This window comes from Ruminococcus flavefaciens, assembly GCF_900116855.1.
Taxonomy (GTDB): Bacteria; Bacillota; Clostridia; order Oscillospirales; family Ruminococcaceae; genus Ruminococcus; species Ruminococcus flavefaciens_R.
On the sequence record NZ_UETD01000005.1, the window covers coordinates 266,731 to 281,362 of the forward strand.

General features: G+C 50.9%; 18 protein-coding genes. All 18 read right to left on the reverse strand.

The window, feature by feature from the left end; all coding sequences use genetic code 11:
- Positions 1-18: 18 nt before the first annotated feature.
- A complete protein-coding gene (locus DSZ37_RS07005; protein ID WP_109726203.1) occupies positions 19-1,200 on the reverse strand; it encodes a phosphoribosylaminoimidazolecarboxamide formyltransferase in 1,182 nt (393 codons plus the stop codon).
- Positions 1,201-1,229: 29 nt separating this feature from the next.
- Complete coding sequence (locus tag DSZ37_RS07010) at positions 1,230-2,132, reverse strand: hypothetical protein (protein ID WP_109726204.1); 903 nt, start codon at positions 2,130-2,132, stop codon at positions 1,230-1,232.
- On the reverse strand, positions 2,132-2,845 hold the full coding sequence (locus tag DSZ37_RS07015; protein WP_109726205.1) for an IMP cyclohydrolase: 714 nt from the start codon (positions 2,843-2,845) through the stop codon (positions 2,132-2,134). The genes DSZ37_RS07010 and DSZ37_RS07015 overlap by 1 nt, the downstream gene beginning before the upstream one ends.
- Before the next feature lie 29 nt (positions 2,846-2,874).
- Positions 2,875-3,441 (reverse strand): putative ABC transporter permease, encoded by a 567-nt coding sequence (locus DSZ37_RS07020; RefSeq protein ID WP_109726206.1) that lies wholly within the window; start codon positions 3,439-3,441, stop codon positions 2,875-2,877.
- A gap of 32 nt (positions 3,442-3,473) precedes the next feature.
- On the reverse strand, positions 3,474-4,061 hold the full coding sequence (locus tag DSZ37_RS07025) for a putative ABC transporter permease (RefSeq protein ID WP_109726207.1): 588 nt from the start codon (positions 4,059-4,061) through the stop codon (positions 3,474-3,476).
- Between the two features lie 4 nt (positions 4,062-4,065).
- The gene (gene purN, locus DSZ37_RS07030; protein WP_109726208.1) at positions 4,066-4,689 is read right to left on the reverse strand and encodes a phosphoribosylglycinamide formyltransferase; all 624 of its coding nucleotides are present in this window, start codon (positions 4,687-4,689) and stop codon (positions 4,066-4,068) included.
- Positions 4,690-4,704: 15 nt separating this feature from the next.
- Positions 4,705-5,172 (reverse strand): DUF3592 domain-containing protein, encoded by a 468-nt coding sequence (locus DSZ37_RS07035; protein WP_109726209.1) that lies wholly within the window; start codon positions 5,170-5,172, stop codon positions 4,705-4,707.
- Between the two features lie 2 nt (positions 5,173-5,174).
- Positions 5,175-6,056 (reverse strand): expansin EXLX1 family cellulose-binding protein, encoded by an 882-nt coding sequence (locus tag DSZ37_RS07040; protein WP_242978583.1) that lies wholly within the window; start codon positions 6,054-6,056, stop codon positions 5,175-5,177.
- Between the two features lie 5 nt (positions 6,057-6,061).
- The gene (locus DSZ37_RS07045; protein ID WP_109726210.1) at positions 6,062-6,532 is read right to left on the reverse strand and encodes a DUF3592 domain-containing protein; all 471 of its coding nucleotides are present in this window, start codon (positions 6,530-6,532) and stop codon (positions 6,062-6,064) included.
- 28 nt (positions 6,533-6,560) lie between these two features.
- The gene (gene purM / locus DSZ37_RS07050) at positions 6,561-7,598 is read right to left on the reverse strand and encodes a phosphoribosylformylglycinamidine cyclo-ligase (RefSeq protein WP_109726211.1); all 1,038 of its coding nucleotides are present in this window, start codon (positions 7,596-7,598) and stop codon (positions 6,561-6,563) included.
- A 110-nt stretch (positions 7,599-7,708) separates the two neighbouring features.
- Complete coding sequence (locus DSZ37_RS07055; protein ID WP_109726212.1) at positions 7,709-9,133, reverse strand: amidophosphoribosyltransferase; 1,425 nt, start codon at positions 9,131-9,133, stop codon at positions 7,709-7,711.
- Positions 9,134-9,136: 3 nt separating this feature from the next.
- Positions 9,137-9,856: a phosphoribosylaminoimidazolesuccinocarboxamide synthase gene (gene purC, locus DSZ37_RS07060; protein ID WP_109726213.1), complete on the reverse strand. Its 720-nt coding sequence runs from the start codon at positions 9,854-9,856 to the stop codon at positions 9,137-9,139.
- A gap of 78 nt (positions 9,857-9,934) precedes the next feature.
- A complete protein-coding gene (locus DSZ37_RS07065) occupies positions 9,935-10,150 on the reverse strand; it encodes a DUF6440 family protein (protein ID WP_109726214.1) in 216 nt (71 codons plus the stop codon).
- Between the two features lie 22 nt (positions 10,151-10,172).
- Positions 10,173-10,820 carry an HAD hydrolase-like protein gene (locus DSZ37_RS07070; RefSeq protein ID WP_109726215.1) on the reverse strand — a complete coding sequence of 216 codons (648 nt, stop codon included), beginning with the start codon at positions 10,818-10,820 and terminating at the stop codon, positions 10,173-10,175.
- Positions 10,820-11,476: a DUF4272 domain-containing protein gene (locus DSZ37_RS07075; RefSeq protein ID WP_109726216.1), complete on the reverse strand. Its 657-nt coding sequence runs from the start codon at positions 11,474-11,476 to the stop codon at positions 10,820-10,822. Before DSZ37_RS07075 ends, DSZ37_RS07070 begins: the two co-directional genes overlap by 1 nt.
- A gap of 21 nt (positions 11,477-11,497) precedes the next feature.
- The gene (gene purE / locus DSZ37_RS07080; RefSeq protein ID WP_028519326.1) at positions 11,498-11,998 is read right to left on the reverse strand and encodes a 5-(carboxyamino)imidazole ribonucleotide mutase; all 501 of its coding nucleotides are present in this window, start codon (positions 11,996-11,998) and stop codon (positions 11,498-11,500) included.
- Positions 11,999-12,048: 50 nt separating this feature from the next.
- A complete protein-coding gene (locus DSZ37_RS07085; protein WP_146198166.1) occupies positions 12,049-13,134 on the reverse strand; it encodes a WG repeat-containing protein in 1,086 nt (361 codons plus the stop codon).
- 19 nt (positions 13,135-13,153) lie between these two features.
- Complete coding sequence (locus DSZ37_RS07090; RefSeq protein ID WP_109726244.1) at positions 13,154-14,155, reverse strand: glycosyltransferase; 1,002 nt, start codon at positions 14,153-14,155, stop codon at positions 13,154-13,156.
- Between the last annotated feature and the right edge of the window lie 477 nt (positions 14,156-14,632).

Consider the following 14,632-nt stretch of genomic DNA (forward strand, 5'->3'; position numbering starts at 1 on the left):
CCGCAGCCGATGGTTTTATTAGTGGTGGAACAGGCGGATACCTGTGAATGCCATAGCGATGTTGTACTTGTTGCAGGTCTCGATAACATTGTCATCACGGATAGAACCGCCGGGCTCTGCGATGTACTCAACGCCTGACTTCTTTGCTCTCTCGATGTTGTCGCCGAAGGGGAAGAATGCATCGGAACCGAGGCAAACGCCTGTGTTCTTAGCCAGCCAAGCCTTCTTTTCCTCGCGGGTGAATACAGCAGGCTTTACCTTGAAGATACGCTGCCACTCGCCCTCGCGGAGGACGTCCTCGTACTCGTCGCCGATGTAAACGTCGATAGCGTTGTCGCGGTCTGCACGGCGGATGTCGTCAACGAACTGGAGTCCCATTACCTGAGGAGACTGTCTCAGCCACCAGTTGTCAGCCTTCTGACCTGCAAGTCTTGTGCAGTGGATACGGGACTGCTGTCCTGCACCGATACCGATAGCCTGTCCGTCCTTGACGTAGCAAACGGAGTTGGACTGTGTGTATTTGAGAGTGATGAGAGAGATAAGGAGGTCGTCCTTCTTGTCGTCGGGGATATCCTTGTTCTCTGTAACGATGTTGGAGAGGAGCTCGCGGTTGATATCGAGCTCATTGCGTCCCTGCTCGAAGGAAACGCCGTATACCTGCTTTGTCTCAATGGGAGCAGGCTTGTAGTTCTCGTCCATTTTGAGTATGCAGTATGTGCCCTTTCTCTTGGACTTGAGTATCTCAAGAGCCTCGGGGTCATAGTCGGGAGCGATAACGCCGTCGGAAACCTCACGCTGGATCATCTTTGCGGTGCAGACGTCCACCTTGTCGGAAAGAGCAATGAAATCGCCGTAAGAGGACATTCTGTCAGCGCCTCTTGCTCTTGCGTAAGCGCTTGCAAGGGGAGTGAGCTCGCCCAGATCGTCTACCCAGTAGATCTTCTTGAGATCATCGCTGAGAGGTCTGCCGATAGCAGCGCCCGCAGGTGAAACGTGCTTGAATGAAGTAGCTGCACACATACCCGTAGCAGCCTTCAGCTCCTTTACCAGCTGCCAGCCGTTGAAGGCGTCAAGCAGGTTGATATAGCCGGGCTTTCCGCAGAGCACCTCGATAGGGAGCTCGCTGCCGTCAGCCATATAGACTCTTGAAGGCTTCTGATTGGGGTTACAGCCGTACTTTAACTGCATTTCATTTGACATGATAATGTCCTCCTTATATCAATTCATTATTAACCGGATATTTTTTCGTACTCGTATCTGTACGTTGTATGCACATCTGATCCGGTACCGATGATGTCCTTATATATAAGTCTGTTCGTTTCGTCGTACTCATACTCTGTTGAGACCGTTACATCATACGGATCCGTTTTTGTTTCTTTTATGAGATTGCCCCTGCTGTCGTAAGCATACTCGGTCTTATATACGAAGCTTTCGTCCGAATCCTCCGAGGATTCCGTTCTTACAGCGGTGAGGATATTCCCTGAATCATCATAGGTATATTCGCTCACCATTGATGAGCCGTCGCTGTGCCATGTTTCCTTTGCGAGATTACCGCTGCTGTCATACTCACATTGCGTTTCGCTGCGATAGCCGGTGCTTCCGTCGGAGTTATAGGAAATATACAGCACCTCGCTGCCGTGGCTGTCATATTCCTTGCGGTAATTCTTTTTCCACAGTCCCGAATCACTGTCCTTGGTGTAATTGACATGGTATTTCAGCGTTCCGTCGTCATAGTAACAGAACCTGTCATGGAAGTAAATGTCCCTGTCCGTGGACGGCGGAGCTGCATAGCTCTGGGTCTTTGCAGTGACATTGCCGTTTTTGTCATAGGTATAGCTGTAAAGCTTTGTCAGCTCCATATTTTCGGGATCACCGGCGGTCTCCGACCTGATGATGTTATCATGGTCGTCATAGTCCTGAAAGTATTTGCAGACCAGTTCATCGTCTTCATACTGATATGAAGTACAGCGGTATGCAGCTTTATTATCAGGCAGCTCAACTTCCTCAGCCGAAAGGGTATCGGGCAGGTCTTCGGTACGCGAAGAAGAAGCTGCTTTTCGGGAGCTGCACCCTGTCAGCACCACCAGCGCCGCTGCGAGTATTGCTGCGAAACGGTTTTTTATGCCCTGCATTACTTATTCTTGTTTACGATGCGAGTCTCCTCGGAGTTGTCCTCAAGTTTCACATAGCGGACAAAGAGAGATACCTTGTTGTCAGCGTTGAGGTTTTTCCAGAGCATATCTGTGAACTCATCGATATTTCCGCTGATGCCTACAAGCTTGGGCTCGCCCTCAAAGCTGGGAAGGGGAGAACCGTCGCCCATATAGGTGTGGATGAAGTGTCCCTCGCCTGCGATGGGATTTGTGTAGCTGAAAGTATATCTCTGACATGAGTCGGGATTGCCGTTAGCGCTCTTGAGGATGGACATTGCGTAGTTGAAGCCCTCCTCACCGAAGCGGAGTATACCCGAGATACGGGGTGTGAAGTTGGGAGCATCGTCCTCGAACTCTCTTGTGCGGAGAGCCTGCTCGAAGGTGTACTGCTTGTCCATGAGCTCATAGATAGTATCGGTCTGGTCGCCGTTGGTAACGATGAGCTTGTTGCCCAGAACTCTTACGGGAGCATAGATGATGAGGTGGGGATCAGTGAGCTTTGAGGGATCGAAAGCCTCTGTGCGGATACCCTTGCCGTCCTCGATGAATACGCGGTTGCGGCTGTTCTCGCTTCTGCCCATGATGAAGTAAGCTGTGACAGCGTATTTTCCGCAGTCTGACTTACCGATAACGATACCTCTTCCGGGGTAAGCGTTTGAGCTGAGCTCCTGTGCAAGATCAAGTTTTTTCATAATAATAACTCCTTTCGGATAATTGTTTATCAGTATCTGAATATGAGTGTAAGTGCGAAGTCCGTTACGACTGTTACCAGCACCGCGATGGTGATGATATTCAGCGTTTTCGGCTTTGGCTTTGAAAGCAGCCTGTCGTAGAGGGACTGCACGAAATACAAAAACAGCAGACCGCCCATGCCGAATCTCAGCGAGGGTGAAAGTGCTATCCTTGCCTGAAAGTTTATATCATAGTCCGCATAGGTGTTCCACGGCCATGAGCCCGTGAAGAACTCCAGTATATATGTGCCTGTCAGCTCAACTGCTGTAGCCACAGCCATGCTTCCGAAGAACACTATGAAGGGACGGGATATCTGAAGGGCTAAGCCCCCTTCTTTTTTCATGAACCGCCCGAAGATAAGCAGGAACAGAAGTGCTCCCACGGCATATATCGGGCAATATGGTCCGTACATTATACCAAGATTGGTAAAACCCCATTTATAGACCACTACCTCGAGGAACACCTCGTAGCACCAGCCCAGTATCGCATACATCCAGAAGCAAAGAAAAAGCTTCTGAACGGTCTGTTTTTCCAATAATTCCCTTAATTTTATCATGATAGTTGTATGTCTGCTCCCTGCGGCAGTCTTTATGTGCCTGCCAGTACGGGAGTATAGCCTGTTGCTTTGGTGAGTATGAAGTCCGCAGCCACAATGACAAGTACGGTCAGTGCGATGATATTCAGCACCTTTGGCTTAGGCTTTGCGAGAAGCCGGTCGAAGAAGGGCTGTACCGCATAGAGAAACAGCAGTCCGCCCAGTCCGAAGCGGACGGAGGTGCTCAGGGCGATACGCGCCTGAAAGTTGTACTTGTACCGTGCATAGGTCTGCCACGGCCACGAACCCTTGGTGTATTCAAGTATATAGCTTGCGGCAAGCTCAACAGCTGTGGCGACTGCCATACAGCCGAGGAAGATGAGGAGCGGTTTGACTATATTCAGCCATTTCACGTCCTTTTTCTTCATAAGCCGGCCGAAGCAGAGCAGAAACAGCAGAGCTCCCACACCGTATATCGGACAGTAAGGCCCGAACATCTCGCCCCTGTTGGTGAAGCCCCAGCGGTAGACCACTACCTCGAGGAAGACCTCGTAGCACCAGCCCAGCACCGCATACATCCAGAAGCAGAGGAACAGCTTCTGAACGGTCTGTTTTTCCCATAATTCCCTTATTTTTTTCATAGCTTTATTTTACATAAGCCTTTCCGTCGACTATCTCTATCCTGTCCTGACAGAACAGGGATACAGCCTGAGGAAGAAGCTTCCACTCTACGTTTTCCATGATACGGCGCTGGAGTATCTCGGGAGTATCGTCCCTTTCCACATTTACCGTACCCTGAAGAATGATGGCGCCTGCATCTGCCTCCTCGTTTACAAAGTGTATGGTAGCGCCGCTGACCTTTACACCGTAGGCAAGAGCCGCTTCGTGGACCTTGAGCCCGTAGAAGCCCTCGCCGCAGAATGAGGGGATAAGTGCAGGGTGTACGTTTATTATCTTATAGGCATAAGCCGAGGTAACGCACTTGTCGAGAATTGTCATAAAGCCTGCCAGCACTACAAGGTCTGCCTTTTCCTCATTGAGAGCTTCAAGGATAGCCTTGCTGTAGCTGACGCTGTCCGCGTAGTCCTTGCGGGGGATGACTCTTGTAGGAATATCGTTGTTCTTGGCTCTTTCGAGGGCGTAAACGCCTTCCTTTGAGGCAATGACACAGGTTATCCTGCCGTTCTTTATGATGCCCGACTTTTCGGCGTCGATGAGCGCCTGTAAATTGGTGCCGCCGCCCGAAACGAGCACGACTATATTCTTCATGGTGTATCCCTCCTGTTACTTTGTCGCAAAAGCGAGGATAAGCACTATTGCAGCAATGACGCCGCCTATGAATAGGAAGCGGACATAGTCCCTTGTGAGCTCGTCCTCACGGCCTGCAAAGCAGAAGAACATGGGGTCCTGAGGGTCATAGCATATGACCTCCTCGCTGCCGATCTCATAGCGCTTTTTCTTATCACTTACCGTATAGGCAGAGGTCACCTCTCTGCCCTCCTCGGTGGTGTATTTCAGTATGGGGTAGAAATGACTGCCTTTTTTATCGATGAAGTAGTCGGAGACAGTGCCGTAAACGGTCACGTTGTTTCTGAGGCTCCGTCTTATCCTGATGATGTGCGAGACAAAGACCGCCGCCATCAGCAGGTAAATGACCACTATGCCGAACAGCAGTCTGCCGTTATAGTAGGAATATCCCACTATGAACATGGAAACGGCTGCCCATATCAGGTCTATTTTCTTTACGTTCATAATTATTCGGGGAACTGTACATGACCCTGAATGATAACGGTATCATCGTAGGAGAGAGGGATATCCTCGTCCACTACCACCTGTCCGTAGATATCCGTGATACGGAAGGTAAAAGGCCCCTTGCCCATATCGCGTGACTCAAAGTAGTTATACGGACGGCGCGGTATCTCCACAAATTCGCCGTTTTCGTCAAGGTATTCCAGCTTTGTGATGGGGTAGCGGTGGTTGCGGACCTGAACTCCGCACCAGAACTCCGTACTGCCCTCTTTGTATTTGAATGAAATGGGAGCATTCTCCGCGGAATCCAGAGGGATTATCTTCCAGCTCACGGGTACTCTGCCCTTCTCAACGGGTGCGATGAGGGGGAAAGCGTCCGTATAGAGGTCAAGGTCACCCTTTTTGCCCTCGGGGAGCTCGTCTGTCACCAGCATCTTTATGGTTCCCAGCTCACCTGTTACCTCGATATAGGCACCTGCAAGCTGAGCCTCATTGTAGTCATAGTGATTCATGGCGACTATCCAGTAATCGCGGGAAACGGGGTCAAGCATAGCGTGACCGCCCGTATATCCGCCGCCGTAGAAGGTACCCTCGCCTGTATGTACAGTGCCCTTGGGCTCGAGGATACAGCTCTCATCGATGGGATAGTCGGGTATCTCAAACTCTGTAGGGACCTTGCCGTTTACGCCCAGAATGAACTTCTGGAGAGCGTTCAGCTCAGCCCTTGATATCTCGGTATTCTTCCTTGCGGCTATCATATCCAGTGAATCCACGACGCCGTCGGAATTATAGTCCATAGGGATATCAGCGGCAGTCTCTGCCCTTACGGCAGATGTGCCCGAAAGCACCAGCAGTGCCGCCAGTGCGGAAAGAAATGCTTTTCTCATTAATATCACGCTCCGATATCGAGCCATATCATAAAGGCTCCCATAGCGATAATGACAGCTCCTGCCACAGCCTTGTACACAGCCTCACGGACAAAGAAGCCCTTTCTGGACTTATAGTAGTGGAGGCGGGGAGCTTCGGGCGAATACTTTATTTCCATAGGAGTATTTGTTTCGTACAGATGATAGTATTCCTTGAATATCTTTGAGAACTTGGGCACGAAGGGAAGGCTTGAGCTTATCATCTCCCTCCCGTCGGCGGTGATATATCTTAATACAGGTGAGTATTTAATGGTTATAATAGGGATAAAATGAATAAGACTGATATCGAGGCGTTTTCTGAAGCCTGTTATCTGTCCCACAGCAGAAATAAAGCTGCCGTCGTTATCTATGCAGCGGCGGCTGCGGACGATGCCCGCAATTATAAGAGCCGCGCCGAATGCGATGATAATGACAGCAGCTGCGATCATGATATCCAACTCTGTCACATCCTTAATGCCGTATTTATCAGCAGATTATAACGCCTTCCTCAGACTCGACCAGTTCGCCGAGCACATAAGCGTCCTCGCCTGCTGCCTTGATAGCGGCAACAGCCTTGTCTGCATCATTCTTGTCAACAGAGACGATCATGCCGACGCCCATGTTGAATGTGTTGAACATATCTCTCTCGGGGATATCGCCTGTTCTCTGGATGAGATCGAAGATGGGGAGCACCTGAACAGCGTTCCTCTCGATCTTTGCAGCGAGGTTCTTGGGGAGAGAACGGGGAATGTTCTCATAGAAGCCGCCGCCTGTGATGTGTGAGATGGACTTTACCTTAACGCTGTCTATAAGGCTCATTATAGCCTTTACATAGATGCGTGTAGGAGTCAGCAGGCATTCGCCGAGGGTAGTTCCCAGATCGTCGAAGTGCATGGAGAGGTTCTGCTCGTTTACGTCGAACACTCTTCTTACCAGTGAGAAGCCGTTTGAGTGTACGCCGCTTGACTTGATAGCGATGAGAACGTCGCCTGCCTTCTGGGTATCGGGCTGAAGGATCTTGTCCTTATCCACAACGCCAACCGAGAAGCCTGCAAGGTCATACTCGTCCTCTGGCATGAGACCGGGGTGTTCTGCGGTCTCGCCGCCGATGAGAGCGCACTCAGCCTGAACGCAGCCCTCTGCAACGCCTGAAACTATTGTGGCGATCTTCTCGGGGAAGTTCTTGCCGCAGGCGATATAGTCAAGGAAAAACTGGGGCTTTGCGCCGCAGCAGATGATATCGTTTACGCACATAGCAACACAGTCGATACCGACAGTGTCGTGCTTGTCCATGATGAAGGCGAGCTTTATCTTAGTGCCGACGCCGTCTGTACCCGAAACGAGAACGGGCTTGTTTATACCTGTAAGGTCAAGCTCGAAAAGGCCGCCGAAGCCGCCGATGCCCGAAAGAGCGCCGGGGATCATGGTGCGGGCGATGTGCTGCTTCATGAGCTCCACAGACTTATAGCCTGCGGTAACGTCAACGCCTGCCTTTTTATAGCTTTCGGAAAAACTGTTGTTCATTGATCTACCTCCATGACATAAATGTAGGGGACGGCGTCCTCGACGTCCCGCAAAGCGTATATATTCTACGGGCTGTCGAGGACGCCAGCCCCTACAGTCGGTTACATTGATTATTCTTTGCCGTTCCAGCAGTAGGTGCAGAGTCCGCAGGAGTCGAGTCCCACAGCCTTTTCGGTTCCCTCAAGGGTCTGGAACTCAAGGGAGGTAAGGCGGAGCCTCTTGCAGATCTCATCTCTGAGTCTGCGGCCTCTCTCTGTTGCGGAGTTGCTGTATTCCTCGATGTGTCTCACGCCTACGGGACCTTCAAATTCGTCGATTATCTGGCGGGCGATGAGCTCCATCTCGGAGGTGCTGCGTGAGAAGTTGAGAAACTTGCAGCCGTACATGATAGGCGGACAGGCAGAGCGCATATGCACTTCCTTGGCGCCGTGCTCATAGAGAAACTCTACTGTCTCTCTCATCTGTGTGCCTCTTACGATGCTGTCATCGACAAAGAGGAGCTTCTTGCCGTTGATAAGGTCATGAACGGGTATGAGCTTCATCTTTGCCACCTGATTTCTCATGCTCTGGTTAGTGGGCATGAAGCTTCTGGGCCATGTGGGAGTATACTTGATGAAGGGTCTTGCAAAGGGGATACCGCTCCTGTTGGCATAGCCGATAGCGTGGGGAGTACCCGAATCGGGGACGCCGCAGATGTAGTCAACATCGGGGAGCCTGCCGTTCTTGATGTCGTTCTCAGCCATTATCTCGCCGTTGCGTGTACGCATTACCTCAACGTTTACGCCCTCATATACGGCATTGGGATAGCCGTAGTAGGTCCAGAGGAAGGTACATATCTTCATCTTTGAAGGGTCGCCCTCGGCAATGGTCTGACAGTCGTCGGCTGTGAGCTCGACGATCTCGCCTGCCTGAAGCTCCTTATAAGTTGTATAGCCCAGCTTCTGGAAAGCGAATGACTCTGTTGAAAGGCAGAAGCCGTCGCTTCTCTTTCCGATGATGATGGGAAGTCTTCCGAACTGATCCCTTGCGGCGATGATGCTGTTCTTTGTGAGTATGATAAGGGACATAGTGCCCTCAATCTTTTCCTGTGCATAGCGGATACCGTCCACGAAGCTGTCCTTCTGGGCGATAAGAGCGCCGATGAGGTCGCCGGAGTTGATGCTTCCGCTGCTCATTGCTTCAAAGTTGGCGCATCCCTTTTCGAGGAGCTCATTAACGAGAGCGTCCGCATTGCGGATTATGCCCACTGAACATACCGCATAGAGACCCAGCTTTGAGCGAACGAGGATAGGCTGGGGGTCTGTATCGCTGATACAGCCGATACAGAGCTTTCCTCTCATATTCACAACATCGTTCTCGAACTTTGTACGGAAAGGAGAGTTCTCGATGCTGTGGATATTTCTCTGGAAACCGTTTTCTTCGGAGTAAGAGGTCATACCGCCTCTCCTTGTACCGAGATGTGAATGGTAGTCTGTTCCGAAAAATACGTCGGTCACGCAGTCATTCTTGGAGGCTGCACCAAAAAAACCGCCCATATATTATTCTCCCATAAGTCTCTTCATGATTTCCTGATAAGCTTCTTCAACGCCGCCCATATCTCTGCGGAAGCGGTCCTTGTCCAGCTTCTCGTGAGTTGTGGAATCCCAGAAGCGGCAGGTGTCGGGAGAGATCTCGTCAGCGAGGATGATAGTTCCGTCGGAAGTCTTACCGAACTCGATCTTGAAGTCGATGAGGTCGATATTCAGACCCTTGAAGAACTTTACCATGAACTCATTTACCTTGAAAGCATACTTGGCGATAGTCTCAAGCTCTTCCTTTGTAGCAATGCCGAGAGCAAGTGCATAGTAGTCATTGATGAAGGGATCGCCCAGATCGTCGTTCTTGTAGCTGTATTCAAGGATAGGACAGAGGAGCTGCTTGCCTTCCTCAACGCCCATTCTCTTTGAGAAGCTGCCTGCTGCGACATTTCTGATGATGACCTCAAGGGGAACGATGGAGACCTTCTTTACGATAGTCTCGCGGTCGCTGATCTCCTCGACCAGATGTGTGGGAACGCCTTCCTTTTCGAGCATCTTGAACATGAAGTTTGTCATCTTGTTGTTGATGACGCCCTTGCCTGCGATAGTGCCCTTCTTTTCACCGTTGAACGCAGTTGCGTCGTCCTTGTAATCTACGATCACGAGGTCGGGATCATTTGTAGCATAGACCTTCTTGGCCTTGCCTTCATAGAGCTGTTCCTTCTTTTCGATGTTTGACATTTTAAAATTCCTCCTTGAGATATATAAATGATTATATATGCAATCCCGCAGCATTGCGGAAATTGTAGGCTTTGAAAATTATCTGCCGCCGTATCTCGGATCGATATAGGGTTTTCCGTCCCTGTCGAGGAGAGGCTGCATGATAGTGGGTGATTCCCCGTAATGTGTTACGCTCACATAGGTAACGCCTGTGACTGTGTCCACAAGAGTCACATATGTGGAATTGCTTATGCGCTGTTCCGACAGCATTTCAAAACGCTGCGGAAGCTGAGGTTTGTTTGGATTGCCGAACATTTCATTTTCCCCTTGTATCATGTTATGAGAGCAGCATATCCGCTGCCTCCTGCGGTGTGCGGGCGATGTAGTCCGCGCCTGCCTGCGTGAGCTCCTCCACGGAGCCGTAGCCCCAGAGTATGCCCATACATTCTATATCAGTCTTGTGGGCGCCGAGAACGTCCTGTCTGCGGTCGCCGATCATGAGCACAGTGCTCCTGTCGGTGATGCCTGCCTTTGCGAGAACATATTCGATGACCTCGTCCTTGTAGTCGCGGGAGCCGTCAAGCTCCGCACCGCCCACTATCTCAAAATACTGAGCCAGACCGAACCTTTCAAATATGCGGACCGCATAGACCTGCGGCTTGCTGGTGGCGACCATAAGTCTTTTGCCGCCGCTTTTAAGCCTTTCCAGCATCCCGGGGATGCCGTCGTAAACGCGGTTCTCAAAGAGCCCCGTGTCCGAGTACCTCTCGCGGAATATCCTTACCGCCTCATCCACCTGTTCTCCGTTCATGCCGAGAAACTCGGCAAAGGACTGCCTTATGGGCGGACCGAGAAAGATGTTGGTGTCCTCGGGCACCTCAAAGCCCATGCGCTCTATGGCATAGATAAGGCAGTTCAGTATGCCCTCGGTGGAGTCAGTAAGAGTACCGTCAAGGTCGAATAAAAGAGTATCAAATTTTTTCATTATGTATCAAGTGAGATATCGTGCCAGTCGGCAGTATCGCAGATGAGCCATTCAAGACCGCGTCTGCGTTCGAAGACCACCTCTCCGTTAAGGTCTCCCACGGAGCATTTCGGGTCGATATGCTCGTGCTGGACCACTGCCCAGTGATAGCGGTAGTAGAGGTCCAGCATATCCAGTATCTCGTCCGTGCTGCGGAGAGTGCATCTGCTCTTGAAGTCCTCATAGCTTTCCACCTGAGAAACGAAGCGGATGGACTGTATACAGTCGCATATCCCGCTTGCGTCGGAGATGTCCTCCACCAGTCCCAGAGCCCAGAACAGAGCCCAGCAGCACTCATACTCCCAGACAACGTCCAGAACGTCCTGCTTTGATGCAGTGCCGTTGAGCAGGCGGCTTTCCTTGGCGTTAAGAACATCATCAACGCCGAAATACTTCATCAGGTTGACAAATCTGCCTGCGTCCTCTGTGTGGTCGTCATTGAGCTCTATGGCTATCTGTGTTGAGAGCAGAGCTGCCACAGCCCTTTTACAGACCTCGTCAAGGCTCCTGAGCTTTACCTCGGAGGCGTCCTCAGTCATGGGGAGGGAGGGGAGTATGCTTATGCCTTTTTCGGCTATGAGCTTTTCCGAATGAGCTTTTCTTTCCTGCGGAGTCATGGCGATACCTCCTAATTTGTATCAGAGAGCGGCTATCTGCTCCTGCAGAGCCTTGTCCTTTGCGATAACGCCGTCAGCCATTGCCTTCTTCTCGGCAGCCAGCTTCTCAGCCAGCTCCTCATCGGCGATGGCGAGCATCTGTACAGCCAGTACAGCAGCGTTCTTTGCGCCGTCTATGCCCACTGTAGCCACGGGTACTCCGGGAGGCATCATAACTGTGGCGAGGAGAGCGTCAACGCCCTCAAGAGCCTTGGATTTCATAGGAATGCCGATAACGGGCAGAGTTGTGTGGCCTGCCACAACACCTGCAAGGTGAGCAGCCATGCCTGCGGCACAGATGATAGCGCCGAAGCCGTTTGCTCTTGCATTTGAAGCAAATTCGCAAGCCTCTGCGGGAGTTCTGTGTGCGCTCATAACGCGGCACTCGAACTCGACGCCGTACTTTTTCAGCTCTGTGAGAGCAGACTTTACAACGGGGAAGTCGCTGTCGCTTCCCATGATAACTGCAACTTTCTTAGACATATCAAATCTCCTTTATATGAATGCTGATAGATTGACTTATATATCCGCGGTCAGCCGCTTTTGCTTTCAGTGGAGGGCTGCTGATCGTCGGGCTTTGTATCGGGCACGGGCACGGGATAGTCGGGCTTGTCGGAAATGAATTTTCCCGAAATGACTCTCAGTTCCCCTGCGGAGCCGCCCACGAACTCCACAACAGCCTTATAGCGTCCGCGGAGGCGCTTGGTCTTGTTGGCTTCGTTCCTGTATGTGAGGGCGGTGTCGGCAGTTACCGATACTGCGTAATGGGGCTCCTTGTCCTCTGAGCGGACGGAATATACGAATATATCGGATACCCCTGTGAGTTTTTTTGTGGTGATGGAGTGCTCCTCGGGGAAAAGAGTGAGGATCACTGCCGACGGGTCGGCTTTGATAGCCGAGCGCACGTCACTGTTGCCTGTATAGGCGTATTCGAGGTACTGTCCTGCAGCCTGTGTCATCTGCTCCAGCATTGAAGGGGAGAGCTCTGACAGAAGTATCCTGCTGCTGACATCGAGCTTGTATGTGCTGTTGAGAGTGCTTCCCTCCACAGAAGCGTGCTTGAACACCATGCCTCTGTCCGTCACCGAGTAGGTATATGTGCCGGGACCCGACGTAAGTATCAGGTCGCCGTCGCTGGCTGTACAGCTGTCCCACGCCGTTGAGAAGCAGGGGATGAATCTGCCGTTGTAGACAACGGTCAGGTTCTTGTCGGAGGTACGGGCCAAATACAGTGTCTGACCTGCCGATCTTATGCGATCGATGGAAGAATAGACCATGGGGATGGAAATATTCCCGTCGTAGTCTATGCAGCCGAACAGTTCTCTGCCCCGTATCTGCTTGGAAGCTATGCACATTTCCGTTTCTGTGAACTTCAGCTCCTGCCATTCCGGAGGAACTATGACTCTCTCACTGCTGTCGATAATGCCGTAAAGCCCCGAGGTGTCAAGGAATATCCTGTTGCCGGAGCTGTCGGTATCCAGCTTTTTCTCGATAGCCGCGGCATTTCCGCCGCCGCTGCCGCCTTTTTCGGTGCCCGAGTAAAATCTCGTTATTGCCACCGCAAGGATAATGATGACTATGAAAAGTACGGAGACCACAAGTCTCATGTGCTTATTCAATGTCTCCGCACCTCCCCGATCACTTGTTCTCGCTGTCGGATGAGGACTGCTGAGCTTCAGCCTTGCGCTTGCGGTAGATGTCCTCGGTCTCCTTGGTTATATAGATGGGACGGTTTTTCGCCTCAAGGTAAGTCTTTGAGAGATACTGACCCAGTATTCCCACGCTGAACAGCTGGAGTCCGCTGAACAGGAATATGAGACACAGCATGGTGGGATATCCGTCGGGGGCGTCGAGCCAGCCGAAGATAGAACGGATAATGGTTATCACTATGAGCACGAAGGCGATGAAGCAGGTGATTATTCCCAGCAGCGAGGCGATAGCCAGAGGAGCTGTTGAGAAAGCCATGATGCCCTCAAGGGAGTATTTGAACAGTCCCCAGAAGGACCATGATGAGGTGCCTGCGGGACGCTCGACGTTTTCGTATTCTATGTATCTGGTGTTGAAGCCCACCCAGCTGAATATGCCCTTTGAGAACCTGTTGTACTCGGTCATATCGAGGATGGCGTCCACCATCTGGCGGCTCATGAAGCGGAAGTCCTGAGCGCCGTCAACGATCTCGGTCTGGGAGATCCTGTTCATGATCTTGTAGAACAGCCTTGCGAACCATGAGCGCACCTTTGACTCGCCCTTGCGGCTTACGCGGCGGGTCGTGGCACAGTCGTATTCACCGTTGCGGACATAGCTGTACATCCGGGGCAGGAATGACGGGGGATGCTGGAGGTCTGCGTCCATAACGACAACATAGTCGCCCTTGGCGTTTTTCAGACCTGCGTACATACCCGACTCCTTACCGAAATTTCTTGAGAATGAAATATATCTCACGCGCTGATCCCTGTCGGCGAGAGAGCGCAGTATATCAAGGGTAGTATCCTTTGAACCGTCGTTGATGAACAGATATTCAAAGGTAAGCTCGGGGAAGTCCTTGGACATCTGCCCTGTCACCTTGGTTATCTCCTCATAGAACATGGGGAGCACTTCCTGCTCATTATAGCACGGAACTACTACTGAAACGAGTTTCACTTTTTTTCCTCCTTCAAAGAAGCTGATGCAGGCTCCTGCCAATAGCATTCCTGAGTCTGCCAATACACTATTAATAATACAACAAAATCGGCGATAATGCAAGAGCAAAATGCATGATTTCAGAATTTTTTACGTCTATGTAAAATAATAGCAGTAAAGGGGCACGATTTTGTTCTATCTGATAGGAAGCGTATCGGCGCAGCATCACGGCAAAGTAACGAAATACTCGCATTTACCTAATTTAACTTAAACAATGTAAGTAGAATTTGACAAAAAAATCAATAACGATTTGTTATTTTCACCGAAAATTTTAAAATGGGTATAATTTTTGCGTTCATTTTTTAAGAAAGTGTTGATTTTTTTTGAAGTATCATGTATAATATACTTGTATAGTTATTCGCATCAGGAGCTTTGCGGCACAGACCCTCTTTACTGTGCCGATCTACGATGCAGAGCTGATCCTTGCGAGCTGGGAAA